19 protein-coding genes are annotated in these 26805 nt (G+C 71.8%); 3 read left to right on the top strand and 16 right to left on the bottom strand.

The genetic code is table 11. From position 1 onward, the window contains the following. Positions 1-54: 54 nt before the first annotated feature. The 7 genes from AB0C01_RS06215 to AB0C01_RS06245 form a co-directional block, all read right to left on the bottom strand. Positions 55-786, bottom strand: coding sequence for an ABC transporter permease (locus tag AB0C01_RS06215; protein WP_357570414.1), 732 nt, complete (start codon positions 784-786; stop codon positions 55-57). Continuing rightward, positions 783-1706 carry an ABC transporter ATP-binding protein gene (locus AB0C01_RS06220; RefSeq protein WP_357570415.1) on the bottom strand — a complete coding sequence of 308 codons (924 nt, stop codon included), beginning with the start codon at positions 1704-1706 and terminating at the stop codon, positions 783-785. Before AB0C01_RS06220 ends, AB0C01_RS06215 begins: the two co-directional genes overlap by 4 nt. Before the next feature lie 58 nt (positions 1707-1764). Next, positions 1765-2433: a response regulator transcription factor gene (locus tag AB0C01_RS06225; protein WP_357240186.1), complete on the bottom strand. Its 669-nt coding sequence runs from the start codon at positions 2431-2433 to the stop codon at positions 1765-1767. Further along, on the bottom strand, positions 2430-3566 hold the full coding sequence (locus AB0C01_RS06230) for a histidine kinase (RefSeq protein ID WP_357240189.1): 1137 nt from the start codon (positions 3564-3566) through the stop codon (positions 2430-2432). Before AB0C01_RS06230 ends, AB0C01_RS06225 begins: the two co-directional genes overlap by 4 nt. 161 nt (positions 3567-3727) lie before the next feature. Continuing rightward, complete coding sequence (locus AB0C01_RS06235; protein ID WP_357240192.1) at positions 3728-4477, bottom strand: class I SAM-dependent methyltransferase; 750 nt, start codon at positions 4475-4477, stop codon at positions 3728-3730. 146 nt (positions 4478-4623) lie between these two features. Continuing rightward, positions 4624-5010: a tautomerase family protein gene (locus AB0C01_RS06240; protein WP_357240195.1), complete on the bottom strand. Its 387-nt coding sequence runs from the start codon at positions 5008-5010 to the stop codon at positions 4624-4626. Next, positions 4982-5320 carry a hypothetical protein gene (locus AB0C01_RS06245; protein WP_357240198.1) on the bottom strand — a complete coding sequence of 113 codons (339 nt, stop codon included), beginning with the start codon at positions 5318-5320 and terminating at the stop codon, positions 4982-4984. Before AB0C01_RS06245 ends, AB0C01_RS06240 begins: the two co-directional genes overlap by 29 nt. Before the next feature lie 48 nt (positions 5321-5368). On the opposite strand from AB0C01_RS06245, the gene AB0C01_RS06250 reads away from it, so the two are divergent. Then, positions 5369-8119 carry an AAA family ATPase gene (locus tag AB0C01_RS06250; protein ID WP_357570416.1) on the top strand — a complete coding sequence of 917 codons (2751 nt, stop codon included), beginning with the start codon at positions 5369-5371 and terminating at the stop codon, positions 8117-8119. On the opposite strand, the gene AB0C01_RS06255 is transcribed toward AB0C01_RS06250, so the two are convergent. From AB0C01_RS06255 to AB0C01_RS06275, 5 genes are all read right to left on the bottom strand, one after another. Further along, positions 8082-11930, bottom strand: coding sequence for a hypothetical protein (locus AB0C01_RS06255; protein ID WP_357570417.1), 3849 nt, complete (start codon positions 11928-11930; stop codon positions 8082-8084). The genes AB0C01_RS06250 and AB0C01_RS06255 overlap by 38 nt on opposite strands. 5 nt (positions 11931-11935) lie before the next feature. Further along, positions 11936-15793, bottom strand: a complete 3858-nt coding sequence (locus tag AB0C01_RS06260; RefSeq protein ID WP_357570418.1) for a hypothetical protein — start codon at positions 15791-15793, stop codon at positions 11936-11938. 3 nt (positions 15794-15796) lie between these two features. Next, positions 15797-18985 (bottom strand): hypothetical protein, encoded by a 3189-nt coding sequence (locus AB0C01_RS06265; RefSeq protein WP_357570419.1) that lies wholly within the window; start codon positions 18983-18985, stop codon positions 15797-15799. Between the two features lie 129 nt (positions 18986-19114). After that, positions 19115-19777 (bottom strand): HAD family hydrolase, encoded by a 663-nt coding sequence (locus AB0C01_RS06270; protein ID WP_357570420.1) that lies wholly within the window; start codon positions 19775-19777, stop codon positions 19115-19117. A 41-nt stretch (positions 19778-19818) separates the two neighbouring features. Continuing rightward, entirely contained in the window at positions 19819-20463 is a 645-nt protein-coding gene (locus AB0C01_RS06275; RefSeq protein WP_357240216.1) for a LysE family translocator, read from the bottom strand. 276 nt (positions 20464-20739) lie between these two features. On the opposite strand from AB0C01_RS06275, the gene AB0C01_RS06280 reads away from it, so the two are divergent. Both AB0C01_RS06280 and zwf read left to right on the top strand, forming a co-directional pair. Next, entirely contained in the window at positions 20740-20946 is a 207-nt protein-coding gene (locus tag AB0C01_RS06280) for a hypothetical protein (RefSeq protein WP_357570421.1), read from the top strand. A gap of 227 nt (positions 20947-21173) precedes the next feature. After that, entirely contained in the window at positions 21174-22667 is a 1494-nt protein-coding gene (zwf, locus tag AB0C01_RS06285) for a glucose-6-phosphate dehydrogenase (protein ID WP_357570422.1), read from the top strand. A gap of 118 nt (positions 22668-22785) precedes the next feature. Here zwf and AB0C01_RS06290 read toward each other — a convergent pair whose 3' ends face one another. From AB0C01_RS06290 to AB0C01_RS06305, 4 genes are read right to left on the bottom strand one after another with little or no spacing between them, the layout of a single operon-like run. Beyond that, the gene (locus AB0C01_RS06290; RefSeq protein ID WP_357240228.1) at positions 22786-23709 is read right to left on the bottom strand and encodes a hypothetical protein; all 924 of its coding nucleotides are present in this window, start codon (positions 23707-23709) and stop codon (positions 22786-22788) included. Next, positions 23706-24803, bottom strand: a complete 1098-nt coding sequence (locus AB0C01_RS06295; RefSeq protein WP_357570423.1) for a hypothetical protein — start codon at positions 24801-24803, stop codon at positions 23706-23708. Before AB0C01_RS06295 ends, AB0C01_RS06290 begins: the two co-directional genes overlap by 4 nt. After that, positions 24800-25246, bottom strand: coding sequence for a DUF4188 domain-containing protein (locus AB0C01_RS06300; protein WP_357570424.1), 447 nt, complete (start codon positions 25244-25246; stop codon positions 24800-24802). The genes AB0C01_RS06295 and AB0C01_RS06300 overlap by 4 nt, the downstream gene beginning before the upstream one ends. Further along, the gene (locus AB0C01_RS06305; RefSeq protein ID WP_357570425.1) at positions 25243-26784 is read right to left on the bottom strand and encodes a phenylacetate--CoA ligase family protein; all 1542 of its coding nucleotides are present in this window, start codon (positions 26782-26784) and stop codon (positions 25243-25245) included. Before AB0C01_RS06305 ends, AB0C01_RS06300 begins: the two co-directional genes overlap by 4 nt. Positions 26785-26805: the final 21 nt, after the last annotated feature.

Here is a 26805-nt window from a genome sequence, read left to right on the forward strand (position 1 = left end):
CCGGCGGCGAGGGTTGCCGAAGCCTTTCACCGCGCCCCGGTGGGTGTCCGTGGTTCAGGTTCGGGCGAGCCGACGGACGGCGAGAAGCGCGGCCACCACGGCTACGCCGAGCAGGGCCGCTACGGCGGTCGGGTTGAACCCGGCGCCGTGCCACGGGTCGCTGACCGCGTCCATCAGTGGCCCCATCGGGGTGAAGTCGACGGCGGTGTTGAGGGTGTCGGGCAGCAGGTACGGCGGGGGGCCGCCACCGGCGATGAAGAAGAGCCCGAAGAAGAGCAGCAGTCCCACGCCCTGGGCGGCCCGCGCGGTCGGTAGCAGCGTCCCGAGCAGGACGCCGAGCGCCGCGAAGGCCAGCGTGCCGGCCAGGAACCCGGCCAGCACCCCGATGGTCGAGGACGGCGCGTTGAGGTCGTAGCCTCCGAACCCGATAGCGATCATGAGAGCGGCGGCAACCGCTGCCATCAGCGCCGTGACGATGATCTGCGCACCCGCGAGCGGCCAGGCGGAGACCCCGGCCGCGCGGAACCGTCGCAGCACTCCCCGTTCGCGATAGGCGGCCAGGTGGGTGGGGACGCCGAGGAAGCCCATCACGGCGATCGCCGCGGCGGCGTACACGGGCACGTAGAAGTCGACGCCGCCGATGCCGCCCATCTCCGGGTCGGGTTCGTTGCCGAACGAGCCGGCCAGCAGGACCAGCAGGAGAGCGGGAAACGCCAGGCTCATCAGCAGCGTGATCGGTTCCCGGGCGAGCAGTTTGATCTCGGTCCAGACGATGCGGGTGGTCATTGCGGTCCTCTCGGTGGCTCGTCGCGAAGCCGGCGTCCGGTGGTGGCGAGGTAGACGTCCTCGAGCGTCGGATGGTGAGTCCGAAAGTCGGCGGGATACAGCCGCCGTTCGGCGAGGGCGGCCGCCACCGGCACCGTGGCCCGGGCCACCCCGGCGACGGTGACCACACCGCCGGTGGTGCTGACCTTGCTGATGCCCGGTATTCCGGCGAGGAAGCCGACGTCGTGACCGTCGACGGTGAAGGTGATGGTGATCGGACCGCCGTGCTGAGCGGTGAGGGTGTCCGGGTGGTCCAGCGCGACGACCCGACCGCCGTCCACGATGGCCACCCGGTCGCAGAGTGCCTGCGCCTCTTCCATGAGATGGGTGACGAGGACAACCGTGGCTCCCCGGTCGCGTACGCCTCGGACCAGGTCCCAGGTCACGCGGCGCGCCTGCGGGTCCAGCCCGGTGGTCAGCTCGTCCAGGAAGACGACCTCCGGCTGGCCGAGCATCGCCAGGGCGAGGAAGAGCCGCTGCCGTTGGCCGCCGGAGAGCGCGGCGAACGGCCGACGCCGCAGCGCGGTCAGGTCCCAGGCCGCAAGCGTCGCCTCGACGTCTCCGGTGGACCCCGGCGGGGTGAAGAGCCGGATCGCCTCGGCGACCCGCAGCCGGTCGGGCAGGGCGGAGGACTGCAGTTGCGACCCGACCCGGCGGCGCAGGGGTTCCGGCTCGCGGGCCGGGTCCAGGCCCAGAATCTCGACCTGCCCACCGTCGCGTCTCCGCAGACCCTGCAGGCACTCCACAATCGTGGTCTTCCCGGCGCCGTTCGGGCCGAGCAGTCCGAAGATCTCGCCCCGCCGCACGGCGAACGACGCGTCCTCGACGGCGACCACGTCCCCGTAGCTCTTGCGGAGATTCTCGACCCTCACGACGTCCATGAGGTGACGCTACGAGAGCGCCGGGCCTGGGCACGTCCGCCAAAGGCGGCGTTCGCGGCTACTCCGATGGAGGTACGGCCTGGACCAGTCCCGTCTCGTACGCGACCACGGCCGCCTGCACCCGGCTCTCCACCGCGAGCTTGGTCAGGACCCGGGAGACGTGGGTCTTCGCGGTCAGCTCGGCGATGTGGAGCCGGCCGGCGATCTCCCGGTTGGAGCAGCCGCGGGCGATGAGTCCCAACACCTCCCGCTCCCGCTCGGTGAGGGCCGCCAGCGCGGTCGGCGCCGGCCGGTCCTGTCGCAGCCGAGTGGCGACCAGATGGTCGACCAGGCGGCGGGTCGTCGATGGTGAGATGACCGCGCCGCCGCGCACCGCCGACCTGACCGCCTCCAGCAGTTGTACCGGCGGCGTGTCCTTCACGAGGAAGCCGACCGCCCCCGCTTCCAGCGCGTCGAAGACGTTCTCGTCGGTGTCGTAGGTCGTCAGGATCAACACGTGCGGCGGGTTGGCGGCGGCCAGCACCTGGCGGGTCGCCGCTATCCCGTCCAGCTTCGGCATCCGAATGTCCATCAGCACCACGTCGGGCCGGTGTACGGCGACGGCGGCCACCGCGCGCTCGCCGTCCTCGGCCTCGGCCACCACCTCGATCTGCGGATCGGAGTCGAGCAGCGCCCGGAACCCGGCCCGCAGCAGCGCCTGGTCATCGGCGATCAGCACTCGGATCACGGCGCCTCCAGTGGGAAGGTCGCGGTCACCCGGAACCCGTCCGGTCCGCCAGCGGTCGACAGCTCACCGTCGTAGAGGGCGACCCGCTCGGCCATCCCCCGCAGGCCCTGGCCAGGAATGTACGCCGGATCGGCCGCCCCCGGGTCGTGGACCTCCACGGTGAGCCGGTCAGGTTGGTAGCTGATGGTGAGCTGGGTCCGTACGCCCGGAGCATGCTTGATGACATTGGTGAGCGACTCCTGGATCACCCGGTAGACGGCCAGGTCGAGGCCGGGTGGAAGCGGCATCGGCGGTCCGGAGACCGCGACCGTGACGGCGACCCCGGCGTCGCCTGCGGCGGCCACCAGCGACGGTACGTCGGCGAGGCCCGGCTGCGGTGCTGGGGCCGGACCGATCTGGTCGCTCCGGGCCGGGTCGCGCAGCACGGTCAGCATGCGGCGCATCTCCGACAGCGCCTCCCGACCGGTCCGCTCGATGATGGTGAGCGCCTCGGCGGCCTGTGCCGGGCGGGCGGCGACCAGGTGAGCGCCGACGCCGGCCTGCACGGTGATGACACTCATCGCGTGGGCGATGACGTCGTGCAGTTCGCGGGCAAGCCGGGACCGTTCGTCGGCGACGGCGCGCTCGGCGAGCGCCTGCTGCGCCGCCCGCAACTGCTCGGCCTTGACCTCCAGGTCCTCGGCGTAGCGCTGCCGGTCGTCGATGGCAACTCCGAGGGCCCAGACGACGCCGCAGACCACAGCGACGTAGAGCAGGTCGGTCACGCTCACCCGCCACTGGCCGGCGACGACCGCGGCCATCATCCACAGGGGGGTGATGAGGGCGATGGCGCGCAGCCAGAGTGGCCGGCGCCAGGCGCCGGCGGCGTAGAGGGCGACCAACAGCGGCAACGACTGGAGGAAATGGCCCTCGTGCGCTCCGTCGAACGGCGTTTCGAGCCAGAGCGGGTACGTGACACCGAAGACGAGCACGACGGCGACGGGGTTCCATCGGATCGCCAGCACCGGCAGGGTGTTGGCGAGCAGCAGGGGTATGGCGGGGAGCGGGTGCTGCTCGACGATCCGCCACTCGGGAACGGCGAACACGATGGTCAGGAGCGTGGTGAGCCCGACGAGGGCACGTCCGGACCGCATTGACTCAGCCTACGGCTCAGCGCGCCTGATCCGGTGACCCGCCCGATGCCGTAGCCACCGGCCGCTGTGTGTCTGGCCACCAAGCTGCCGGGCTCCTCGGCGCGTCTCCCCGACACCGTCCCCATCGTCGCCGCAACCATCGCCCCGGCTTTCCGCCTCGACTACCTCGCCCGGACGGCGGAGATCTGCAGCCTGACGTAGTCGATGAGCGGCTCCGGCATCCGCTCGGCGATCTGGTGGACGAATGCCCGCCGTCGCTGCTGCGGCAACTCGCGCAGGTGCGCCCCGAGCATCACGGTCGCCAGGTAAGCCTCCAGCTGTGCACCACGGGCCAGCCGAGCGGGATCCGGCACCAGATCGACCTCGATCTCACTGAATCCGGCGGCACGTAACCGTTGCCGCGTCTCCTCGACGTCGGCGAAGTTCCAGAACCGGGCACCATCATCGTCGACGACCTCGCCGAGCGTGGCCAGGAAGCCGGAGACGTTGCCGTAACCGCCCGCCTCGGCAACGAACCGGCCACCGGGCCGCAACGCGTTCCGGACCGAACGAAACACCGTCTCGTGGTCGGGAAGCCAGTGCAGGGTCGCCACACTGAACGCGGCGTCGACCGGCTCGGCCAGCAACAGGGGCTCACGCAGGTCGGCTTGGACGGTGACCAGTCGGTTACCGGCGGCGGGGAGCCGGGCGCGTAACTGGTCGAGCATCTGGGCCGAGCCGTCGACGGCTACGACCCGGCCGCCCGGTAGTTGCGCCAGTAGCTGCTGCGTGTCCCGGCCAGTACCGCAACCCAGGTCGAGAACTGTCTCAGTACCCGTCAGGCCCAGCCGCGCCCGCACATCGACACCCCACCGCTCGTGCGGTAGAGGCAGCGTGTCATACGTGCGCGCGTCCCATTCCAACAGCTCCATCGCGGACACCCCCCGCGCCGGACACTATGCCAGTTCCCGCCATCTGGAAAGATCTCCCAAATATCGGGAAGCCTTGGGAAGCTCCAACGCCAAGTGTGCGGCAGGTCCGGATGACGATGTCGGACCTCGCCGCTGCCGACAGCTGCTCATTGCGCCTTGAAGAGTTGAGCTTCCCCGTTACCGAAGGACCAGTTCTCCGCACCGGTCTCCACCACCGAAATCAGCACATCCTCGGGACGCACCCCCGGGTCGCGCCCGAGCCGCTCGACGATCGCGCGATACATCGATAGTTTGGCCTCGGAGGACTTACCCGATGTCCAGAATATCTGGATCTGCACCAGGTCGGCCGACCGCTGGATGCCGAGAAACTCACCGTAGGCGAACGTGCTCTCGTCATGCTCCGTGATGGTCATGAATCGGTCGCCGTCCTTGATCTGGACGGTCTCCCGCATGGCCTCGTAGATCTGGTCGAGCAATGCCTTCTTGTACGTCTCGGACTTACCCTCACGGATCGCGATACGGGAAATGGGCATTGCTCTCCTCTTCCGGTGCGGATAGTCGGGCGAGCAGTTCCGGGGAGTTGCGGCCGGGCGCAGAGTCCTTGTCCCACCTCGACCAGATACCCGTCGGACCACGGACGATCAGGAGCGGTGCGAGGATCATCCCGTCTTCTAGCTCAAAGCAGTCTGGTGCCGGGTTGGCCAACGTCATGACCGTCCTCCTTTCGTCAGCCGCCCTCGCGAACAACCAGGCCGCGCGGGCATCCCCGAAAAGGTTGTCCGGAAACCCGAGGGCGAACGACACTCCAGCATCTCCGCCGGCCTCGGGCAGCACGGTCAGCAAGCCGTCTCAACCGGACTCACCCCCCGTTGCGGGTGGCACCATCGGAGAATGCCTGCCCAGCTCCTCGAGCGCCGGTCCGCGCTGACCACGTTGCGGGCCGCCGTCGACGCCGCGCTGGGCGGCGCCGGCTCGGTGGCCCTGCTCACCGGTGAGGCGGGGATCGGCAAGACCAGCGTGGTGCGCCACCTGCTCGCCGAGGTCGATCCGGCGGTGCGGGCGCTCTCCGGCGGCTGCGACGATCTGATCGCCCCTGCTCCTCTGGCGCCGTTGCGCGAGGCGGTGGCGAATCACGGGGGTCCGCTGGCGGCCGCCCTGGCCGCGCCGCACCTGCCGACCGCGCCGAGCGCGCCGGCCGGGGCGCACCCGTTGGTGGCGGTGCTGCCCGCGATGCTGGCCGAGCTGCGCGGCGCCCCCGCGACGCTCCTCGTGGTGGAGGACATCCACTGGGCGGATGAGGCGACCATCGACGTGTTGATCTACACCGCCCGGCGGATCGGGTCGCTGCCGGCCGTCCTGCTGCTGACCATGCGCGACGACGTGGACGACGCGCACCCCGTCCACCGACTGCTGGGCTCGTTGACCGCGGCGCCGGTGGTCCGCGTCCCGCTGGCCGCGCTGTCCGCGGCCGCGGTGGCGCGGATGGCCGCCGGCACCGGCCACGACGGCGCCGCGCTGCACGCCCTGACCGGCGGCAACCCATTCTTCGTCAGTGAGTCGCTGGCGTCCGACGGCTCGGCCACCTCGGGGGCGGTGCGCGACGCGGTCCGCGCCCGGTGCCGCCGCCTCGCACCCGCCTGCCAGGAGGCGCTGGCGCAACTCTGCGTGGTCCCGCGGGCGGTCGGGATGGACCTGGCCGCCATCCTGCTCGGGCCGCAGGCGCTGGCCGCACTGGCCGAGGCGGAGCAGAACGGGGTGATCGAGGTTCGGCCGGACGGCCTGGCCTTCCGACACGAGCTGGCCCGACGGGCGATCGAGGCCGACCTGCCCGAGCTGCGTCGGCGGCTGCTGCACCGCCGGGTGCTGGCGGCGCTGCGGGCCGAGTCGTCGCCGGACCGGGGGCGCCTGGTGCACCACGCGGTCGCCGGGGACGATCCGGCGACAGTGGTCGCGGTCGGCCCGAGCGCGGCCCGAGCCGCAGCGGCAGCGGGCTCGCACCGACAGGCACTGGTGCTCCTCGAGTCGGTGCTGCCCTACCGCGACCAGCTCGGCGGCGCGGAAAGCGCCGCGCTGTTGGACGACTACGGCTGGGAGCTCTACAACGCCCACCGGTTCCACGAGGCGGTACGGGCCGGCGAGCAGGCCGCCCGGGAGTACGCCGCGCTCGGCGACGAGCCGGCCCGGGGGCGCTGCCTGATCCGCGTCTCCCGGCACCAGTTCATGGCCGGCGAGACAGACGCCGCTGAGCGGACCGCGGGCGAGGCCGTGCGGATCCTCGAAAACGGTGCCGACGATGCGGCGGCGGCCCACGCACTCCTTTACCAGGGCGCGATCCTGGCGTTGACCGACGACTTCGCGCGGGCGGTCACCGCTCTGGAGTCGGCCCGCAAGCGGGCCGGCCGGGCCGGCCGCACCGACCTGGACACACTGTGCCTCAACTATCTCGGCATCGCCCGGATCGAGGTGGGAGACGCTGGTGGGCTGGCCATGCTGCGCCAGAGCGTGGACACGGCCCGCGCGGACGGCTTGCTGGAGTATGTCGCGCGCGGCTACACCAACCTCGGCGAGATGCTCTTCCGGATGGGCGCCCTGGGCGAGGCGGCCGGGTGCGTGCGCGCCGGACTGGCCTTCGCCGAGGAGCACGGCTTCTGGTCGCACGCGTACAACATGCGGGTACACGACCTGCTGGTCGAGCTGCGCCGCGGCGGCTGGGACCGCGCCGAGCCGGGGCTGCGCGCGCTGGCGCAACGCCAGGACCACCCGGACATGCTGTACGTCTACAGCGTCCCCTGGTACGCCCGGCTACGCGCCCGCCGAGGTGACCCGGCCGCCGCGCCGCTGCTGGCCCAGGCCTGGGATCGGGCCCGGCGCGGCCGGCTGTTGCTGGGCATGGCGTACGCCGGCCTCGCCTACCTGGAGTGGGCCTGGCTCACCAACGACCGTCAGCGCGCGGAGGAGGTCGCGGCCGAGTTGCTGCCCCGCCTCGCGCACCCGGGTGCCGCGCCGTTCCGCGCCGAGGCGGTGCGGTACCTGGTCCGCCTGGGCGTCAGTGTCGACCCGGCCAGCAGCCCGGTGACCGCTGCGGCGGGCACGCAGGCGTCGGATGCGGCGGGCAGGCAGGCGTCGGATCTGGTCGGCACGCAGGCGTCCGAGCTGGTGGTGACCCAGGCGTACGCGGCAGGTGTCCGTGGTGACTGGGCCACCGCGGCGGCGCAATGGGCGACCCACGGCGACCCGTACGAGCAGGCTCTGGAGCTGGCCGAGTCCCCGGACGCCGACACGGTGGCCGGGGCCCTGCAGACGCTCGACGGGCTCGGCGCGGTGGCGGCGGCCGACCTGGTCCGGGGCCGGCTGCGTGATCGAGGTGCCCGGGTCCCGCGTGGCGCACGCCGCGGCACCCGGGCCAACCCGGCCCACCTCACCGAGCGGCAACTGCTGGTGCTCAGCCAACTCAGCGCCGGTCGGACCAACGCCGAGATCGCCGCCGACCTGGTGCTGTCCGTGCGCACCGTGGACCACCACGTCGCAGCGATCTTCGACAAGCTGGGGGTGCGCACCCGGCAGGAGGCCGCGGCGGCCGCCCGCGCACGGGGCATCGGCCCGGCTAGCGCCACGCCCGAGGCGCCACATCGGCCGGCGTGAGCACCCGGCTCAGGGTGCCGGCGACGAAGTCACCGACGTAGGCCACGCCGGTGACCGGGTCGACCGCCACCGAGCACGGCGCGGCGCCCAGCTTGACCGCCACCCGCAGGGCCCGGGAGCGGCCGTCCACCATCAGCAGACCCGCAGAGGTCGCGACGTAGCCGATGCCGGTCCCCGGTCGGGTGGCCACCGCCCGCCCACCGCCGGGCACCGGCAGCACCGCGCCGGCCGGCACCGGCCGGGTGCCGCCGTCGGTGGGAAAGTCGCCCTGGTCGAGCACCACGACCGCGGGGTGGGTGGTGCTGCCGCCGAGACAGGACACGAAGACCAACCCGGCCGGTACGTCGACCGCCACGTCGACCGGCTGCAGCAGCACATCCTGCAGGTCGATCGTGCCGGTGATCGCGTGCCGGCCGTCGGCGCGCCGGGTGATCACCGAGATGGCCGCCGTCTGCGGTACGCCGGCACGGTAGGTCCGGGCGACGTAGACGCGTCCCGCGGTGCTGTCCACCGCGGCGGCAATGATCCCGGCGAAGCCGTCCTCGTCACCCACCACGTCGAGTTCGCTGAGGTCGGTCGGGGCGAGCACCCGCACGTGCATGTCGACCCCCACCGGCGGCGCACCGCCCTGGTGCACCACGTAGAGCCGCTGGGCGGCCGCGTCGAGCGCCACGTCGACCACGCCCAGCCCGATCGGCCTGCTGATCCCCGGCTGTGGCGTGCCCGCGTTCACCTCGAAGCGCTGCACGGCGAAGTCGTGGTGGCCACCGTTGACCACGAATCCGTGGTTGCCCTGCGGCTGCACGGTGAGCGCGCGCGGCCCGTGACCCACGGCGGCCGTCCGCGACTGGGTCAGTGCCAGGTCCCAGCTGCTCAGGGTGCCGTCCTCGTCAGGCCGCTCGTGCGGTGAATGGGTGGCGAAGACCCGTCCGCCGGCACCGTCGCGGGACACCGCCACCGCCGCGACGGCGCCCGGGCCACCCAGGGACACCGTCGTCACCAGCGGCGCCGCCGGCACCGGCGGCGGTACGTGCACGATCGCCTCCCGCCGGACGCCGGCCATGCTGGCCGAGATGTCGATCGGCAGCGGACCGGTGGGCGCCAGCACGTCTATCGCGAACTCGGCCGTGGAGGCACCCGCGACGACGTCGACTCCACTGGGGACCTTGACCAGGTCGGGCCGACTGGTGTGCAGCGTGACCCGCTTGCCGCCGTCCGGTGCCGGGCCGGTGAGCAACACCCGGCCGGTGGCCCGTGCCCCGACGAAGAGCCCGGTGCGGGCGTGCTCCACCCGCTTGAGCGACACCGAGTCGAGGGACTCCATCGCCTCGTACTGGATGTTGACGTCGACCTGCTGCAGGCCGGTGAACGGGACGGTCACCGAGTCGTAGGCCAGCGTCCAGCCGCCGGTGAGGCCACGCCCGTACAGGCTGAACAGGTGTTCCTGACCGGCGACGGCGGCCGTGTCGCCGGTCCACACCTGGGTGGCCGGATCGAAGCGCAGCACCAGCTCCTGGCTGGCCGGTGGACCGGTCAGGTCGTGCACGCCGAGATCGAGGTCGCGCTGTTGGGAGAAGCCGGCATGGGTGATCGTCATCGGCAGGCTGTTGTCGTTGCCGGCCATCCCCCGCAGGTTGACGGTGACGCCGACCACCTTCAACTCGGCCAGCCCGGGTGGCAGCTTGGCCAGCGGCAGGTCGAACCAGAGCGACTTGGCGTTGACGAACCGGTTGATCGCCGCGGTGTGCGCGTCGACGGTGAACGCGTTGTGGATCACCTGGGTGCCGTCCTGGACTGCCAGTGATCGCCCCTTGGCCCGGTGCCGGTCGCGCTCAGCCACCGGATCCCGGGTGAAGATGGCGTTCATCATCAGGTCGTAGGTGCCCACCGGGAAGTCGGGCGGCATCTTCTCGTCCAGGTCCAGATCCAGGTCCGGGTAGGCCAGCGCCGCGGTCTGTCCCGAGATGCCGCCGGGGTTGCCCCGGTCCAGGATGTAGAGCTTCAACGCCCGCTGGGCCCGCTGGCTCCAGTGGTCCAGGGCGTCGAAGAGGCAGAGCAGGCCGCGCAGCAGTCGGGACACCGGTGACTTGGCCGGCCGGTCGTCGGTGTCCACCGAGTCCAGGTCGCCGATCGCCTCCCGGGCGCGCCGTTTGAGGTCGGCGATGGCCGCCGTCGTGCCGGCGATCTGCCGCAGCCGCAGCGTTGCCAACCGCCAGCTGTGGCAGGCCTCGGTCAGCTCGATCAGCAGGTCCCGCAGGGGTCCGTCGCCCTGGGCGGCGCGCAGGTCGGCGGCGACCCGGCGCAGGTGCACGACCCGCCCGGAGCCGGGGGTGCCGAGCTGGGCCCACTGACCGTGCGCGGCCAGGCCGACACCGGCCGCGGCCAGCTGGGTGGTGGTGGGCCGCCCGGCGAGGTAGGGGCCGCCGGCCGCGGTGCCGGCGTCGACCAGCAGGTCGGTGTCCGCCGGCAACAACAGTCCCGCGGCGCCCTGCGGCTGGGTGGGGTCGGGTGCGCCGAGCACCTGGGCGATCGTCGTGACCAGGTCGGACCCAGGGACAGCGCCGGAGCCGTACGAGATCAGCGCCTCGGCGGTGGTCAGGTCGCCGAGGCGTTCCTGGATGCGCAGCACACTCTGGCCGATCAACTGCCCGGAGGCCTGCTGGGCCTGCTCGGCGGCTGCCCGTCGACGCCGGGCGCTCTCCCCGATGGTCTCCTCCAGCGGCCCCTGGTCGCCCAGCAGCGCGGTCAACTGGGTGCGGACCGCCTCCCGGGCCCGCAGCAGCCGTTGGTGGTCGCCGGCGAGCAGCAGCGGGCCGTCGTCGGGCGCGAACAGCGCGGCCCGGAGGGTGTCCGCCGCCGTGCGCCACTGCCCGGCGTAGAAGTCGACAGCCGGCACCAGGTCCAGCTCCAGGTCGCGCTCCACACCGATCTCGGTGCGGTGATCGGCCATCAGGGCGCGCAACTGTGCTGTCATGGCGCCCGGGCGAAGCCACTCGGCGGCTGCGTACTCCCGTTCGGCCTCCACCAGGTTGCCGGAGCGGAACTCGTACCACGCCTGCTTGCCGCGCTGTTCGGCCCAGCGGTCGCCACCGCGCCCGGAGAGCTGTGGGCGTAGCTCCTCGTCGTACTGCTGCCGGGTGCGGACCAGCACCTCGGCGGCGCGGGCGGCGCCCGGCACCCCCGGCTCCCCCGGCGGCCCCTGCGGGCCCTGGTTGTCCGGTTCGTTCGGAATGCCTGGCCCACCTGGTCCACCATCACCGCCCGTGCCACCCGGGCCGCCGACGCCGGTGAAGGTGTTGGTGCCGGAGGCCTCGACGAAGTAGACGTGCACCGGGCCTCCGGCCCCACCGGGGCCGCCCGGGTGACCCCGCTGACCGGGATGCCCGCCGATCGGCGGCGGGGGCGGTGGCGGGAGCGCCGTGGTCCGCGAGACGTTCGGGTCGTTGACCGGTGGACCGGGGTCGCCGGTCACACCCTTGCCGCCCCGCTGCCCGGTGCTGGTGGCGGAGACGCCCGTCAGCCTGCGGGCGTAGATCACCAGCTGGCGGCCGGACATACCCTCCTCACCCTGCTCCGGGGTGCCGGGCACCTCCATCGCCAGCGATGGCGTACCGGCCGGGCCGCCGCCGACCACCTCGTCACCGACGATGACGACATCGCGAGAGCCGCGGATCACCGCGCCGAGCAGCACCACCCGGCGGCCGATGAAGATCAGTGGCCGACCACCGATGATGGTCGACTGCGGCAGACCGTCGACGAGCGCCTGATCGATGCGAACCTCGTCACGGATGTGCAGTCGGAAGACGTCCACTGTGTTCAGCTCTCCTCGGTCGCGGCGGTGGTGGCTGGCGGGTTGGGGTCGATCACCGCGCGGTCGAAGATCTCGGTGTAGACCGTCCGGAGGGCTTCGCCCGGACCGGTGACCGCCCAGCCGCGCTGGCGCTCCTGCACCACGACCCGGCCGCCGCGCAGCTCGCGCATGAGCTGATCCGGTGGTGCCCCGGCGGCCACCCACTCCAGGCGCATCGCGGCGATGCCCCCGGCCGGGGCGGGCAGGGCGGTGACCCGCCAGCCGTCACCGGGCGTGCCGGTGGTGCCCTCCTGCGCCCGGACGCCGACGTCGGAGCCGATGTCGGAGCTGGCCAGGAAGGGGTCGGGCATCCGGCGCTCGTGGCGCATCGTGAACTCGCTGGCGGCTGCGGGCTTGCCGAAGACGTTGACCCGCACCCCGGTGGTCCCGAACTTCTTCACCTTGATCTGTCGGTGCGGGGGCAGCTGGACCAGGTCGGTGGTGACCACCCGGGACACCGCGCGGCCGGGCAGTGAGTGCGGCTGGAAACGCACCAGTCCCAGCCGCAGGAACGGCCACACCGCGAGGTCGACGTCCACGTCGATGTCGGCGAACCACAGGTCACGCTCGGCGTCGAAGTGCACCGGGTGCCCGATCACGGTGACCTGCCGGCCGCCCGCGGCCGGGTCCAGCAGGGTGACGGTGCTCGTGACCTGACCCGGTGAGTCGAAGTCGCCGGCGACGAAGTGCTGCTGGTCGCCGAGGCCGATCTCCTCGATCGGGTCGCTGCCCCAGCGGGTGACCAGGCCGGACAGTGCCCGACCCTCCTCGACGTCCCCGTCGGCCACGCCGGCGAAGAGCACCACGCCGAGCATCTCGCCCTCACCGGTGCGGTTCCAGCGGCGGTTGAGCCACACCCGCACGCCCATCGTCTCCCGGGTACTGGTCCACTCGCCGAACTCCATGCCCCTGGTGAAGCGGAACGACGGCACCACCGAGTGCACGTCCGGTGGTGGTGGCACGGCCCGGTTGGGCACGTGCACCAACATCTCGGTGCCCTCGCGCAGTTGGCTCTGATCACCGTCCGGCACCGCCGGGAAGTACTCCCGGAACCGGGTGGAACCGACCGGTCGGTAGGTGACCGCCCGGTGCCGGGTGTCGCCGAAGAACTGCGACGCGGTCAGCGCCGCCGGTCCACCGGCGAGCTCCAGGTCGACAGGGGCGAGCGTGGCGGTACGCGGCTGCGGCTCGACGCTGCCGGTGCCGGCGTCCACCGCTTCGAGCCAGGACGCCACCAGGTGCACCCGGCCGGTGGTCGGTCGGTGCGCCTGCAGCTGCGCGGTGACGGTGACCTGCCCGGTCACGCCGGTCGCGGTGACCGTGGGCGGTCCGACCAGAGCCGGCGCCACCAGTGGTTTCTGCACCGCGTGCACCACGGTGACCGGTTGCCGGGAGGACAGACCCAGAACCTGACCGTCCAGGACGTCCTGCGGGTCGGCGGCACCGACAGCGAGGTGATCCAGCCGGTCGGGGTGCAGCGTGCTGGACAGCTCGAAGGTCTGCTCCACGCCCGGCGGGACCTCGACGGTCAGCACCGATCGGCCACCGGACTGCTTCACCGAGACCTGCACCGCGCTGGCGCCGGCCGCCATCGGACGGACCACCAGCTTCGCCGGCGGCAGATCCGGCCAGCTGCCCCCGTACCCCGTGCTCACCACGGGCGACGCACCCGGCACGCCGCCGATGGCCACGCCCGCGACGGACGGGTCCGGCAGGTAGGGCAGCAGGGCGGCCGGCGCGTCGATCACCACGTAGGCGCCGTTGGGCAGCGCCCGACCGCGCGGCACCGGCAGAGTGCCCTTGACCTGCCTGGTCGGGTCGCTGGTGACCAGCTGCAGGCCCGGTTGGGGCACCATCGCACCGCTCGGGCCGGGCACCATCGGGTCGAGGAACGAGCCCTCCTCCCGGCGGGCGATGGCGAACATCCGCTCGCGGACCGCCGGGGCGGCCTGCGGTCCGAAGGCCGCGTCGAACATGCCGTGCCGCTCGGCCAGCATCTGCGGGCCGTCCGGTGCGGCGACGTGCCGCTCGCAGGTGCCCAGCAGGGTGCCCTGGCCGTCGCTGCGCACCACCAGCCGCAGCAGCGACTCGCCCTCGGTGAAGCGCCTGGTCGGCACCAGAGTGGGTGAGCCGGCCGCCTCGTGGCGGAGGTAGCGCACCGCGGGCAGCACCTGGGTGGGGTCGCAGACGTCCGGGTCGATCGCGGTGCCGGCGATGTCCACCGCCCGGGCGCGGAGCTGGTAACTGCGTCCGTAGCGCAGCCGCGGTAGCGTGCCCGGCGCGGTGGTGATGTCCGCGCGCAGCGGATAGCCGGGCGCGAGGACGCTGTCGATCTCCTCCACCTCCGGGCTGTTGCGGCCGTCGCCGCCCACCTTCGGCCCCGGTTTGCCGACCGACAGGCCCCAGCCGTCCCACCCGGCGATCTCCTCGCCGACGATGAGCCGGGCCGCGCCGAACTCGTCGTCCTGCTGGGCGGCGACCACCGCTTCGGTGCGGCCCTCGTCGTCGGCGTCGACGGTCAGGGCACCCACCGTGTAGCGCACCCGGCGGCGCATGAGCGACCGGAACGCCCCGCCGTCGGTGGCCACGTCCACCCGGTAGCCGGTGGTCACGTCGTCGGCGAACAGCACCGCCGGGGCCTGCACGCCAGCCGAGGCGATCGCGTCGGTGCGGCTGGTGGCGTGGCTGACCACCGCCTCGGCGCGGGCCTGCTGGCCAAGGGTCAGACCGACGTCGCGGCGCACCGGCAGCCGGGCCGGCAGCGGCTCGCCGGAGCGCGCCGACGCGGTCGACGCCGCCGCCAGCTGACCGCTCAGGCTGGCCACGTCCACACTTGTCAGCACGTAGGTGGTGGCCGGGTTCCGCACGTTGAGCACCCCGCCGACGATCTCGGCGCGGGCGTCCGGCTCGGTGGCCATGGTGAACCGACGCGCGGACAGGTCGCTGACCACCGCGCTGAACGGCTGGGAGCGGGGCACCGGGCCGTTCAGCGGCTGACCGGCCGCGTCCACCACCCGGACGGTGCGCGCGCCGTCGAACGCCGCCATCTCGAGGTCAACGCGCAGACCCAGCGGTACGGAGAGTGCGGGGTGCGCCATCAGCAGGGTGCAGACCTGGTGGAAGTCGGCCTGGGTGACCGAGTTGACCCCGGCCAGCGGCCCACTGGCGGCCCGCCCGTCCGGGCCGGGTGCCCTGCGGGTGCCGCCGGCGCGGCGTAGCCACCTGGCGTAGGCGGCGATCGGCAGCGCCATCGCCAGATCGTCGTGGCCCTCCTGGCGCAGCCGCCGCACGGCGGTGGCCAGCGCCGTGCTCGACGTCGCCGCGGGGGCGAGCAGGGCGGCGCCGGCCTCCAGGCCCATCGCCCGCGCCACCCGGGGATCACCGTCCACGGTGGCCAGTGCGGCGATCGCCCGGCGCACGACATGGTCGGCGCTCAGCGAGTCGGTGGGGTTGGTGCCGTTGACGCTGGCGTACATCTGCTCCAGGGCCGTGGCGGTGGCGGCGAAGGCCGGCCCTGGTCGGGCGGATCCCAACGCACGGCGGCCGCCAGCCTGCGTGCGCACCCTGGTGGCCGGGCCGAAGAGCGCCGTCCACAGCGACGACGACGCCGGGTCGCCGCGCCGGGTCAGCGGCTGCGGCTCACCGTCACCGGTGTCGGCCAGGAAGAGTGGCCCGAGGGCGTTGACCACCGCCGGCCAGTCCGCCAGCGGCGTACCGTCGATCGTGGTGATGCCCTTGCCGCGCGGGGCGGCGACCAGGCTGAGCTGCGCCTTGCCGTCGGCGAAGCCGGCCGGCAGGACGGTCCAGAGCACGCTGTACGTCATCGTCTACTCCTGTGCGAACGCGGCGCAGTAGGTGTCCCACGGGCGCGGTCCGGGCCGCCCGGTCGGCGCCATCAGCTGGGCGAAGGTCGGATCGGCGCTGGGGCCGGCGAAGCGGCGCTCCATCGGCACCACCACCGACTCACTGAAGAACAGCACCTTGATCTCCACGGCGATCTCGGCGTAGCCGAACAGCTCGTTGGAGTTGAGGTCGTAGTCGAGGGTGAGGGTCAAGGTGATCGAGACGCTGATGATGCTCAGGACCTCGACCTCTCCGCGGATGCGGAAGTAGCCGCCGATCCGGGCGATGTCCTTGCTGGCGTCGATGTCGAAGAGCACACCGCCCATCGCCTCCACCGACCCCCGCGCCACGAACAGGTCGACCGAGAGCGAGGCGCCGAACTCCAGGGCGCCGACCAGCTTGATCAGACCGGTGGTGGCCACGCCGATGGCGAGGTGCCCACCCCCGCCGAGCGCGGCGATGGTCAGCCGGAACGGGTTGTCCGGGGTGGAGAAGCCAAGATCGAAGGAGAGCGGGTACGGGTCGCCGGTGAAGTTCAGTTCCGCGCCGGCGGAGATGGCGATGTTCTCCAGCGCGAAGACGCCGATCGCCAGCGACGGCACCGGGAAGCTGAAGCCGGACCGCACCCCGGTCGGGGTCACGGTCAGCGCCGGCGGGTCGGAGAAGCCCTCCTGGTCGACCAACTCGGCCAGGGTGGCGATGAAGGCGAGCACCTGGCCGTAGCGCAGCGCGCCCAGCTTGATGTCGACGTCGGGCTTGCCGGCGTCCCTGCTGGTGAACCGGATGCTCCTGATCGGCACGCTGAGCAGCGGCACGGTGTCGAAGGCCGGCGTGGTGGTGGAGTGGATCTGCAACTCCACCTGCTGGACCAGGCACTCGCTGGTGGACCGGGTCTCCAGCCGGGCGATGTCCACCTCCGTGGTCTGGGTGATCCTCAGGTTGGCCCTGTTGGCGTCACCGGGGTTGTCCCGCAGCGGCCGCAACACCACGAAACCCTGGTGGAAGCGGGCCTGCGGCTTGTCGCCGAAGAGTTTGGTGTCCCAGGTCAACACCTGCGAGGCGACGCCCTCGACCAGGTCGCTGACCATCTTGTAGGCCTTGCCCAGCTCCCGGACGATGCCCTCGTCGGTGGGCAGCAGGTCCTTGATCCTGGCCAGGCCCAGCAGCTTGTCGGCGTCCTTGAGGAACGACAGGTCCACCGCCCCGGCTGCCAGGCTGCTCAGGTCCCCACCCGCCAGCGCCCCGAACTGCCGGGAGATCGCCGAGGTGCTAAGGGTGAGGGCGGCAAGCCCACCGGTGGCCTCCTGCGCCAGGCCGACCGCCGGCGATTCGCCGATCAGCTTCAGGAAGACCTGTCCCTGGGCGTTCGCCCCGTCGAAGAGCGCCTGGGTGTACGGCGCGGCGTACTGCAACACCGCCTCCTTCGCCCCCGGCGCGTAGCGGTCCAGCGCGGCGATGCGCCCGACGATCTGTTGGGCGACCGGCAGTCCGGTGACGGCGTCCAGCGCCAGGTCGACCTTGCGGGTGAGCACCGTCGTGGCCTGCTCCGGGGTGGGCACCTCCAGGTCGGCCGCCGACCGGGCCGCCGCTGGTGTGGGCTCCGGCATCGGGGCGACCGCCAGCGGCTGCCCACCGGTCTGGATGGTCCGGAAGACGTTCTCGGACACCTGCGCCCCGCCGCCGAGGGTGTTCCACAACGCGCGTGCTTGCGCGTCGGAGGCGGTGTTGGGCACGAAGAGCAGCGGCAGCGCGAACGGCACCGGGCTGCCCTCGTGGTCGTAGCCGATGAGTTGATAGGCGAACGGTGTGGTGGCGTCCAGTTGCAGCACCCGTGAGCCGGTCATCCCACCGGGCGGCTGGACGGCCTCCAGCGGCGGGGTCACCGTGGTGACGACGTCGACGCGGGTGAATGGCCAGCGCCGGTGAGCGTCGCCTCCCACGCTGGTCACCGCCGTGGCGGGCGGCACGAACGGCATCTGCGGATCGGTGACCAGGATGGTCGCCGCGGTGCGCAGCGCGGCAACCCGGGTGTTGCCGCTCTCGAAGCGCCGAACCGTCTCCTCGGTGAAGATCGCCCGGTGGCCGAACGGGTAGAGCTGGCCCACCACGACGATCCGTTGCGCCTGGTCGCGGCCCATCGACGTGTCGTGGCGCCACTGCGCGACAGTGGCGGCGATCTGCTCGGGCGTGGAGCCCGGCGGCGGGTCGGGCCAGTCACCCCGCACGCTGAGCCAGCCGCCGAGGCTGCTCAGTGCGAGCCGCCGCACGGTGGCCGGCGCGACGGTGCGCGACTGCTCGGAGATCTCGACGCACAGGTCGGCCCGGAGGGTGTTCTTGAGCCGCGCGTCGTTGACGTCGTCGGCCCACCCCGGCTGCGGTGCACCGCTCTGCGGGGTGTGGGTAAAACGCGCCGCCAGTGGCACTTCGGCGCTGGCCGAGAAGTCCACCGAGGTGACCTCCAGCCGGGTGCTCCACAGGGCGGTGCGGCCGGCGTTCACCCGGGCCGCGGCGGCGTGGCGCAGCCGGACGTGGCCACCGGGAGACTGAAGGTTGAGCAGGTAGGGCAGGCGGAACTGCGACGCCTGCGGAAAGCCCGGCGGCGGGGCGGCCACCACCGCGGCGTCGACTGCGCGGGCGCTGGACGTACCGCTGGATCGTGGTGGGCCGACGGCGGCCCGGCGGGCCGCGCGGTCCTGGCGCCGGTCCTCCGCCGCGGCCGGGTCTCCGGGCCGGCCGAGGTGCCTGGCCATCGTGTCCGCGACCAGGTGGTACGCCGAGGTGGCCGGCCGGGGTGGCCGAGCGTCGAGCGGATCGACCGCGCCGCCCTGTTCACCGGGGACGATCTCCAGCCGGGAGATCGCGGCCAGGATACCGGCGACGGACAGGTCGATCGGGCCGTCCGACGGGCGCACCACGAGCACCACGTCGCTGGGTGGTGTGAAGATCGGCTTGGTCTGCACCAGCCGCGGGCTGGCGCCCCGGGCGGCGTTCTCCAGGAGTTGCTGCGGGGGGAACCGCACCCACAGGTGCCCCTGGGCGGCGCCGGCGACCAGCTTCAGGTCGTAACCGGTCGGTGGGCCGGGGCGAAGCTGCGGCTGCAGGTTGCTGACCGACACCTGCAACACGAGCTGGTCCTCGGCCCGGGTGAGGGCGAACGACGGCGTAAAGGCCATACGCCCACCCTGGTCTCCGCCGCCCGTGGTGACATCGGTAGCCGCTGCCCATACTGTGCCGGCCCGCTACCTACGTTGCGCGCACCGCCGCCACCGACGTCGTCGTCGACGCAACGGCCGAGGACGTGACTAGTGGATGATTCCGATCAGGCCCGTCAGGTCCGTCAGCTCGTATTCGACGGTCCTGTCGTCCGGCAGGGCGTGCCCCCGGTGGTTGATCCACGCCGCCGGGATGCCGGCCGCGTGCGCCCCGCGCACGTCGGCGCTGAGCGAGTCACCCACGTGCAGCACCTCGTCCGCACCCAGGTCCAGGGCGGCGAGCGCGCGGGCGAACATGGCCCGGTCCGGCTTGTAGGCGCGGACGTCCTCACTGGTCACCACGGCGGCGAAGGTCAGGCTGTGGTGCGCCGTTGCCGCGTCCAGGTCGGCGCGGTCGACGTCGGACACCACGCAGATGGGCACCGTGGCCCGGGCGAGGAACTCCCGGGTGCCTGGACGCAGCGGCGGCGACTGCCAGTAGGCGAACTGCGCCGCGCACAGTTCGGCCGGGTCACCGGCGCAGCCCACCTCAGTCAACACCGTGGCCAGGCTGCGCATCGCGCAGTCTCGAAGCGTCCGGAACTGCGGGCCGGCGGCGACCGCCTCGTACTGCCGCGCCCAGGCATCCAGGACGTCGCCTCCGGAGACGGATGTCGAGGCACCAGCGGCTACCTGGTCAGCTATCGCCTGCATGATCGCGTCGTCGTCTTCGACCACGGTGCCGTAGAAGTCCAGCAGCAGTCCCTTGATCACGTTCGCAGCGTAGTCGTCGCAGCCGCAGGGGGTCGGCGAGGTCAGTGGCTGCTGGTGGCGAGCCGGATCCCGAACCCGGTGATCACCGTCCCGGTGACGCGGTCCAACAACCGGCGAGCCGTGGGACGTCGCAACACCGTGCGCAGCCGACGGGCCAGGACGACCAGCACCGCCGACCAGGCGGTACCCAGAAGGATGTGCACGCAGGTCAGGAACACACCGAAGGCGAACGGGGAGGCGCCGGAGGGGATGAACTGCGGTAGGAGCGCGACGTAGAACACGCCCATCTTCGGGTTCAGCAGGTTGGTCAGTGCGCCGCGACGCCACCCCGGCAAGAAGTCGTTGCCGGCCGTCGCGGGTCCGTCGATCGGTAAGTGCGATGTGTCGGGGCCACGGTGACGGCTGGCCCACAGCATGCTCAGCCCCATCCAGATCAGATAGCAGGCGCCAGCCCATCGCAGCACCTCGTACGCCAGGTGCGAAGCCGTCAGCAGCGCGGTGACGCCGGCGGAGGTGAGCGCACCCCAGGCCAGGGTTCCCGTTTGGATGCCGAGAACGACTCCCCAGGCACGGCGGGTTTCTCCGAGGGCCGCGGTGCGCAGGATGAGGGCGGTGTCCATCCCGGGAGTCATGGTGAGCAGGCCGACGACGAGGACGAAGGACCACAGAGCGCTGAGGGCTGTCACGATGATGAACTTATCGTGGGCGGCTGCCACGGTCGGGGTCTCGTGCGCCGGAAATGCGCCGTGGTTGCTCGTCGATATCCACGACAGCGACAGCGCAACGCTCACCTACCGTCCGGCTGGTCCAGGTACCGGCGTCGCCTACCTCGGCTACACCCCGCGCACGTACTTTGAGAACCCGGACGCCTCGGCTCCCACCGACGCCGTGCGGGAAGCTGCCGGCCTGAGTGCCTGGTGGGCGCTGACGACTGCGGACCGGATGACCGGATAATGTCCCGCGTGCCCCACATCGATCTGCTACGAGCCGGGGTGACCATGCCGTGCCGTGACTCGGCGGCGCGTGCCACGTGGCTGGCCTCGGTGCACGAGAGCATCAGAGGAGCCGGTGGCGCGGTCACCACCTCGGTCGAGGAACCAACAGTCGGCCGAAACTACTACCGGATCGGTGTGCGACTCGGTGACCTGCTGTTCAACTGGTTCGACTGACCGTTGACCTCGGCAGCCCGCCTGGCCACGATCATTCGTACCGCCACCGCGTACGCGAGAGGCCGCACCGGATCACCCACCCGTCAGCCCGGCATGCGACGCTCAAGCTCCGTGACCAACGGGCCACGCCGCGTGGCCCCGGACGCTAGCGTCAAAGCCCGCACAATTCCTGGCAGGACAGCGCGACAACGCCACCCACACCCCTTGTGCCCGGAGGAACGCAGACAATGGACCACGCAGCTCAACTCATCCAGGAGCGGAGTGCCCCGCCGGCCACGCTGGTGATCTTCGGTGCCTCCGGTGACCTGACCCGGCGCAAGCTGCTGCCCGCAATCGAGAGCCTGGCTCGGCACGAGCGGCTCCCGGACCAGTTCGCGCTGGTCGGCGTCGCGCGCACGTCGCTGACCGACGAACAGTTCGCCGAGAGCGTCCTCGGCGAACGCACCCTGGCCAGCAAGCGCCAACTCCAGGGCGGCGTACGGTACGTGGCCGGCGGCTACGACGACCCGGAGACCTACAAGCGGCTCGTGGAGACCCTCGACGAGCTGGACGCGCAGCGGGGCACGTCCGGCAACCGGCTCTTCTACCTGTCCACCCCGGCCGGGGCCTTCGAGCCGGTGATCAACGGACTGGCCGGTGTCGGGCTCAACCAGCCACGCGAGGGCTCGTTCTCCCGCCTGGTCATCGAGAAGCCGTACGGGCGCGACCTGGTCACGGCCCGCGAACTCGACGGCGTCGTGCACAGCGCGTTCGACGAGCACCAGGTCTTTCGTATCGATCACTACCTGGGCAAGGACACCGTCCAGAACGTGCTGGCGCTGCGCTTCGCGAACTCGATCTTCCAGCCCATCTGGGATCGCTCCTGGGTCGACCACGTGCAGATCACCGTCGCCGAGACCCTCGGCGTCGGCAGCCGCGGCGGCTTCTACGAGGACGCCGGCGCGATGCGGGACATCGTGCAGAACCACGTGCTCCAGGTTCTCGCACTGGCACTGATGGAGCCGCCGGCCTCCTTCGAGGCTGAGGGCCTGCGCAACGAGAAGGTCAAGCTGCTGCAGGCGATCCGGCTCCCCACCGACCGGGACATCGCCGAGGCCGCGGTCCGGGGCCAGTACACCCGGGGCGGCACCCGTGAGGAGCTGATGGCCGGCTACCGCGAGGAGTCCGGCGTCGACCCCCTGTCGCGGACCGAGACGTACGCCGCGATGCGGCTCAACGTGGACAACTGGCGCTGGGCCGGGGTGCCGTTCTACGTCCGCACCGGCAAGCGCCTGCCGGCCCGGCTCACCGAGGTGGCACTGCAGTTCCAGCGGCCGCCGCACCTGCCGATCCCGACCGACCAGCTCACCGGCCTCGATGCTGACGCGCTGATTCTGCGGATCCAGCCGAACGAAGGCATCTCGCTGCGCTTCGGTGCCAAAGTGCCGGGCCACTCCTTCCGGGTCCGCACCGCCACGATGGAATTCTCCTACGACCAGACGTTCGTCGAGGAGTCCCCGGAGGCGTACGAGCGCCTGCTCCTGGACGCGCTGATCGGTGACGCGTCGCTGTTCATCCGCAGCGACGAGGTGCAGCAGTGCTGGCGGATCGTCGACCCGATCATCGACAACTGGGAGAAGGACAAATCGCCGATCCCCACCTACGAGGCCGCCTCCTGGGGCCCGACCGACGCCGACCGGCTCATCGGCCGGCACGGCCGCAAGTGGCGCAACTCCGCGTGACCCGACGGCACCGCAGGGGTCAGCCTGCGCCTCGGCCAACCCCGACCGCATCGCCCGCACCGTACGTGCGGTCAGTTGCGGGAACTGCTGTCACCGTGACCGCTACCCACGACTGGCGCTACTGCGGCTGGGTCGACGGTTGCTCGCCGCGTCGGGCGGACCGGACCGGGGCGGTGCGGGGTCGGCCGACCCGAAAGACCGCGAGCGGAAGGCCGGCGACCCGCTCGGCGAGCCGACCGGCGGTCGCGGGGCAGTCGATGAGCTGGCTGAGCGGATGGACCGCCAGCCCGTGCCGGGCGAGAGTCAGCCACGTCCGCAGCAGGCGTCGGCCGGCGCTGATCCGGTCGTCGTCGGCGGCGGCGAGGAGGACCAGGACGCTGCCGTCGTAGCGCAACAGGCCGCGACCGCTGGCGGCCAGCAGCGCCGGCAGGCCCAGTCGGCGGGTGACCGGGTACGCGCGCAGCGCGGCGGACAGGACGCGCGCCTCGGTCCGGGACAGGTTGAGCGCTCGGTCGGTGAGTCCGTCGAGGTGGTATCGAGGGTGGCGTGGGCTCAGGCGCAGCCAGTCCCGCAGCTCGACCGCGACGGCAGGTGTGCCGAACATCCACCGGTCGGCGACGGCCAGGTCCGCTACGAGATCCCGGGTCGGGACGTGTGCGATCCCCGGTTCGAGGTCGGCGAGGACGGCGTCGTCGACGTACCCGGGTGTGTAGGGGCCGCGGGCGACCCGGCGGGCCTCGATGTCGGCGATCGTGAACGGAGTCGCGTACCGGTGGGCCGCGGGGACCAGTCGTGGACCGGGCGCCACGGTGACGGCGAGGCCGAGTTCGGCGGAGACGATGAGGCAGGTCTCGACGAACGCGCCGATGCCGAGGGTCAGGTCCCGCCCGGTCGGGTCGGAGTCGGGCAGGCGGCAGGCGGGATCGACGTCGATGGTGATCTTGTCGGTGTGGTACTCCGGTCGCCACGGCTGCGTGTTGTGTGCGCTCGGTGCCCGGCGGCAGATCGCCTCGGTGGCCCGCAGCTGCTCGACCCAGTTCACACGGTTCCTCGCTCGTAGAAGGTGTACCCGTGCAGTGGCCGCCCACCCGCGCGCCGGTACTGGGCGGCCGAGGCGACGTTCGTCCGCTCGACGAAGGTGCTGCGCAGCGTCCGGTAGCCGTTGCGGGCGAGGTTGCGGTGCAACTCGCGGGACAGCAGCGTCAGGTACCCGTTGCCCTGCTCGTCGGGCACGGTGCCCTTGATGATGAGGACCGCGTCCCGCCGGTACCGGCCGCGGGTGGCGAGGAGCCGGAGCTGATTGCGGACGCCGAGCCGACCGCCGACGCGCATGAGGTATTCGGAGATGTCCGGCACGGTGACGACGAACGCGACGGGTCGGCCGGCCTTCTCCAGCCAGAGCAGCAGCGCCTCGTCGAGCAGGAACGCCAGGCCGTCGGTCTGCTCCGCCAGTTGCTCGGCGGAGATGTCGGTGTAGTAGCCCAACTGCGCGAAGCTCGCGTTGAGCATCCGGCGCAGGATCGGCAGTTGGCCGCCCAGGTGCCACCGGGAGCCGTGCCGGATGACGAGCTGTTCGGCGGTCATCCGGGCGTCGTCGAAGGTGAATCCGTAGTCGGCGTCGACGGCCAGCGCCGCACCCGTGGCCGTACCGTCGAGGTCGACGAGCCAGGTGTCGGCCTCGAAGCGACGGTGGAAGCCGTGCCGCTCGTACATGTCCGGGTAGTAGGCGGGGTTCCACGCCGAGTCCACGAAGCCACGGTCGGCGAAGCCTGAGGTGATCACCCCGCCGGTCTGGTTGGGCAGCAGGGCCACCGGCCCGAACAGGGGTCGACCGCCGGCTCGGGTCTCCACCGCGTCCATGATGGCGGCGAAGACGGCGTCGTCGTCGACGAACTCGGTGTGCCCGAACAGCTGCCGCGGGCCGACCTTGGCGTCGAAGGGGGCACTGCGGTGCATGCTGGTGCGGCCCACGACCTCGCCGCGTCGGTCGCGGACCACGAACAGCTCGGCCGCGCCGCGGTGGGCCGCGATGACCGATGACACCAGGGGTACGTACCGGTCGGCCGGGTGGAGTCGGAGCGGAAAGTCGACGAATGCCCGCAGGTCGGCCCGCGACTGCACGGGTTCCAGCCTCATGGGCGGTGCACCGGCGGGCCGGACGTCTCGCGTGAGAGCGGGGTGAAGGTCGGTATGTGCGCCATGCCGTCGGACTCGGCGCGCCAGATGCCGTTGCTGTAGCCCTCGGGCTCGGCGTTGTAGAGGCGGATGTAGCCGCCTGTCGCGTTCGTCGTGCCGTGATCGGTCACCCAGCACATGAGGTCACGGTGATGGCGGCTGCGGGCGAACGTCAGGAGCGCGTCACGGTCGCTGAAGAAGGCGATGGTGCCGAGTGTGAACGGGAACTGGTAGTAGACGGTGTGCCACCGGTACCCGTCCATTCGTCTCATCTGCCGGACCATCCGGAACCAGGTCCGGGTGAGCGTGAGGATCGAGCGTGGCCCCCGGTAACGGGTGGCGCCGACGAACATGGCTGTCGCCTGGCCCACCGCGGGCGCGGCGGAGAAGTCGGTCGTCCTCATGCCGGCACGCCCTTCACCAGGTAGACGTTCTTGATTGTGGATGCGGCGTCGGCGAACGGGCCGGTGCCGTACTCGTGGACCTCCACCCGCAGGTCCGCCGCGGACGGGTCCTCGGCGAGGGATTCGGCGAAGTCCCGGCTGACCTCGGCGAGGTGGCGCAGCACTCCCGCGCGGCAGGTGTCGGTGAGGGTTCGCCGCTGCACCGGGTCGAGCGTCCGGCCCTCGCGGAGTTGCAGGTTGACGACCGGCCGGCTCTCCAGGTCGGCCTGCTCGGTCACCGCGAGGCAGAAGCTCTGCAGCAGGTGGGCCTGGGGATTGCCGGCGTAGAGGCCGTACTCGACGTCCTGCGGGTAGATGTTGGCGCCCATGTACGAGATCGTGCTGTCCTTGCGGCCGTACAGGAACAGCAGTGGTAGGCGCATCCGGTCGACCTGCCAGGCACGGTCCGCGGCGGCCCGCGCCGCGGGGTCGGTGATCGCGGCCAGGACATCCGGGTACGAGATCAGCCGGCCCTCGTCGCCGATGTTGTAGCGGACCCGGGGATTGAGCACCGCCGTCGAGTTGATCGTGCAGAGCACCTCGTGGTCCGCTGTGGTCTCCAGGTAGGTCTCCAGCGGGTTGTACTGGAAGACCATCGGCAGCCGGTGCTCGCCGGCGCCGAGCAGGGCGGTCCGCAGTGCGGCGTCGGTACGCAGCTGTCGGCGCACCCAGACGCTGAAGTCGCTCTCCCCGGCCATGCCGATGGTGAGGTCGCTGGCCCCGTAGCCGGAGCGCACCTTGACGAAGCGCTCCTCCAGGTAGTCGCGCAGTGCCTCGGTCATCCCCTCACCGCCGACCAGTCCGCTGATGCGGTAGTCGGCCCAGGGGAACTCATCGGCGTCGAGCTTGTCGCGGAGGTGCTTGAGAAACGGTGGGTAGGCGGTGACGATGTAGTCGAAGCCGGGGCCGAAGTGCGACAGGGTGTCGGCGATCTTCCGCAGGTCGGGTCCCGTGTTCTTGACCATGGCGATCTTCGACATGGCGATGCCGGTGTTGGTGCCGGTGGCCCAGGCGCCCATCGAGTACGCGTTGATGACGAACCGGCGCTTCGACGGGAACACCATCGTCGCGTAGCCGGCCAGGTTCTTGTGCACCGAGCGCAGCTCGCGGCGGCTGCGGATCCAGTTGAACGGCTGCCCGGACGAGCCCGACGACTCGTCGACCACGCTGCCGGCGATCTCGATCTCCCCGTGCCGACAACGCTGCGCCTCCGGGTACGCCTGCACGTACGACCGCTTGTCGGTGGGCGGGTAGGACGACAGATCGAACCAGCGGAACCGCCAGTGGTGGCGGCGAAGGAAATCGCCGTACGCGGGCACGTCGATCGCGGCGAACTGGCAGGTCATCCAGGCGTGCAGCCGGGCGAAGCGGCCCATGTAGGGCCGGTACTGACGTGCCGTGAGCCGCCACACCGCCGGGTGGATCCGGTAGAGGGTGTAGAGCCAGGTCAGGGCGAAGCTTGCGGCCCGCAGGGTCCACCGACGCAGGAATGTCACCACGCGGCAACACTATTGGTCGGT

This window comes from Micromonospora sp. NPDC048905, assembly GCF_040649655.1.
Classification (GTDB): domain Bacteria; phylum Actinomycetota; class Actinomycetes; order Mycobacteriales; family Micromonosporaceae; genus Micromonospora.

What these genes read in the sequence shown, in the direction of transcription:
- AB0C01_RS06250 (WP_357570416.1), top strand. Translation starts at nt 5,369, where the DNA reads ATGCCTGCCCAGCTCCTCGAGCGCCGGTCCGCGCTGACCACGTTGCGG.
- AB0C01_RS06265 (WP_357570419.1), bottom strand. Translation starts at nt 18,985, where the DNA reads ATGGCCTTTACGCCGTCGTTCGCCCTCACCCGGGCCGAGGACCAGCTC.
- AB0C01_RS06235 (WP_357240192.1), bottom strand. Translation starts at nt 4,477, where the DNA reads ATGGAGCTGTTGGAATGGGACGCGCGCACGTATGACACGCTGCCTCTA.
- AB0C01_RS06300 (WP_357570424.1), bottom strand. Translation starts at nt 25,246, where the DNA reads ATGAGGACGACCGACTTCTCCGCCGCGCCCGCGGTGGGCCAGGCGACA.
- zwf (WP_357570422.1), top strand. Translation starts at nt 21,174, where the DNA reads ATGGACCACGCAGCTCAACTCATCCAGGAGCGGAGTGCCCCGCCGGCC.
- AB0C01_RS06295 (WP_357570423.1), bottom strand. Translation starts at nt 24,803, where the DNA reads ATGAGGCTGGAACCCGTGCAGTCGCGGGCCGACCTGCGGGCATTCGTC.
- AB0C01_RS06215 (WP_357570414.1), bottom strand. Translation starts at nt 786, where the DNA reads ATGACCACCCGCATCGTCTGGACCGAGATCAAACTGCTCGCCCGGGAA.
- AB0C01_RS06220 (WP_357570415.1), bottom strand. Translation starts at nt 1,706, where the DNA reads ATGGACGTCGTGAGGGTCGAGAATCTCCGCAAGAGCTACGGGGACGTG.
- AB0C01_RS06240 (WP_357240195.1), bottom strand. Translation starts at nt 5,010, where the DNA reads ATGCCCATTTCCCGTATCGCGATCCGTGAGGGTAAGTCCGAGACGTAC.
- AB0C01_RS06260 (WP_357570418.1), bottom strand. Translation starts at nt 15,793, where the DNA reads ATGACGTACAGCGTGCTCTGGACCGTCCTGCCGGCCGGCTTCGCCGAC.
- AB0C01_RS06230 (WP_357240189.1), bottom strand. Translation starts at nt 3,566, where the DNA reads ATGCGGTCCGGACGTGCCCTCGTCGGGCTCACCACGCTCCTGACCATC.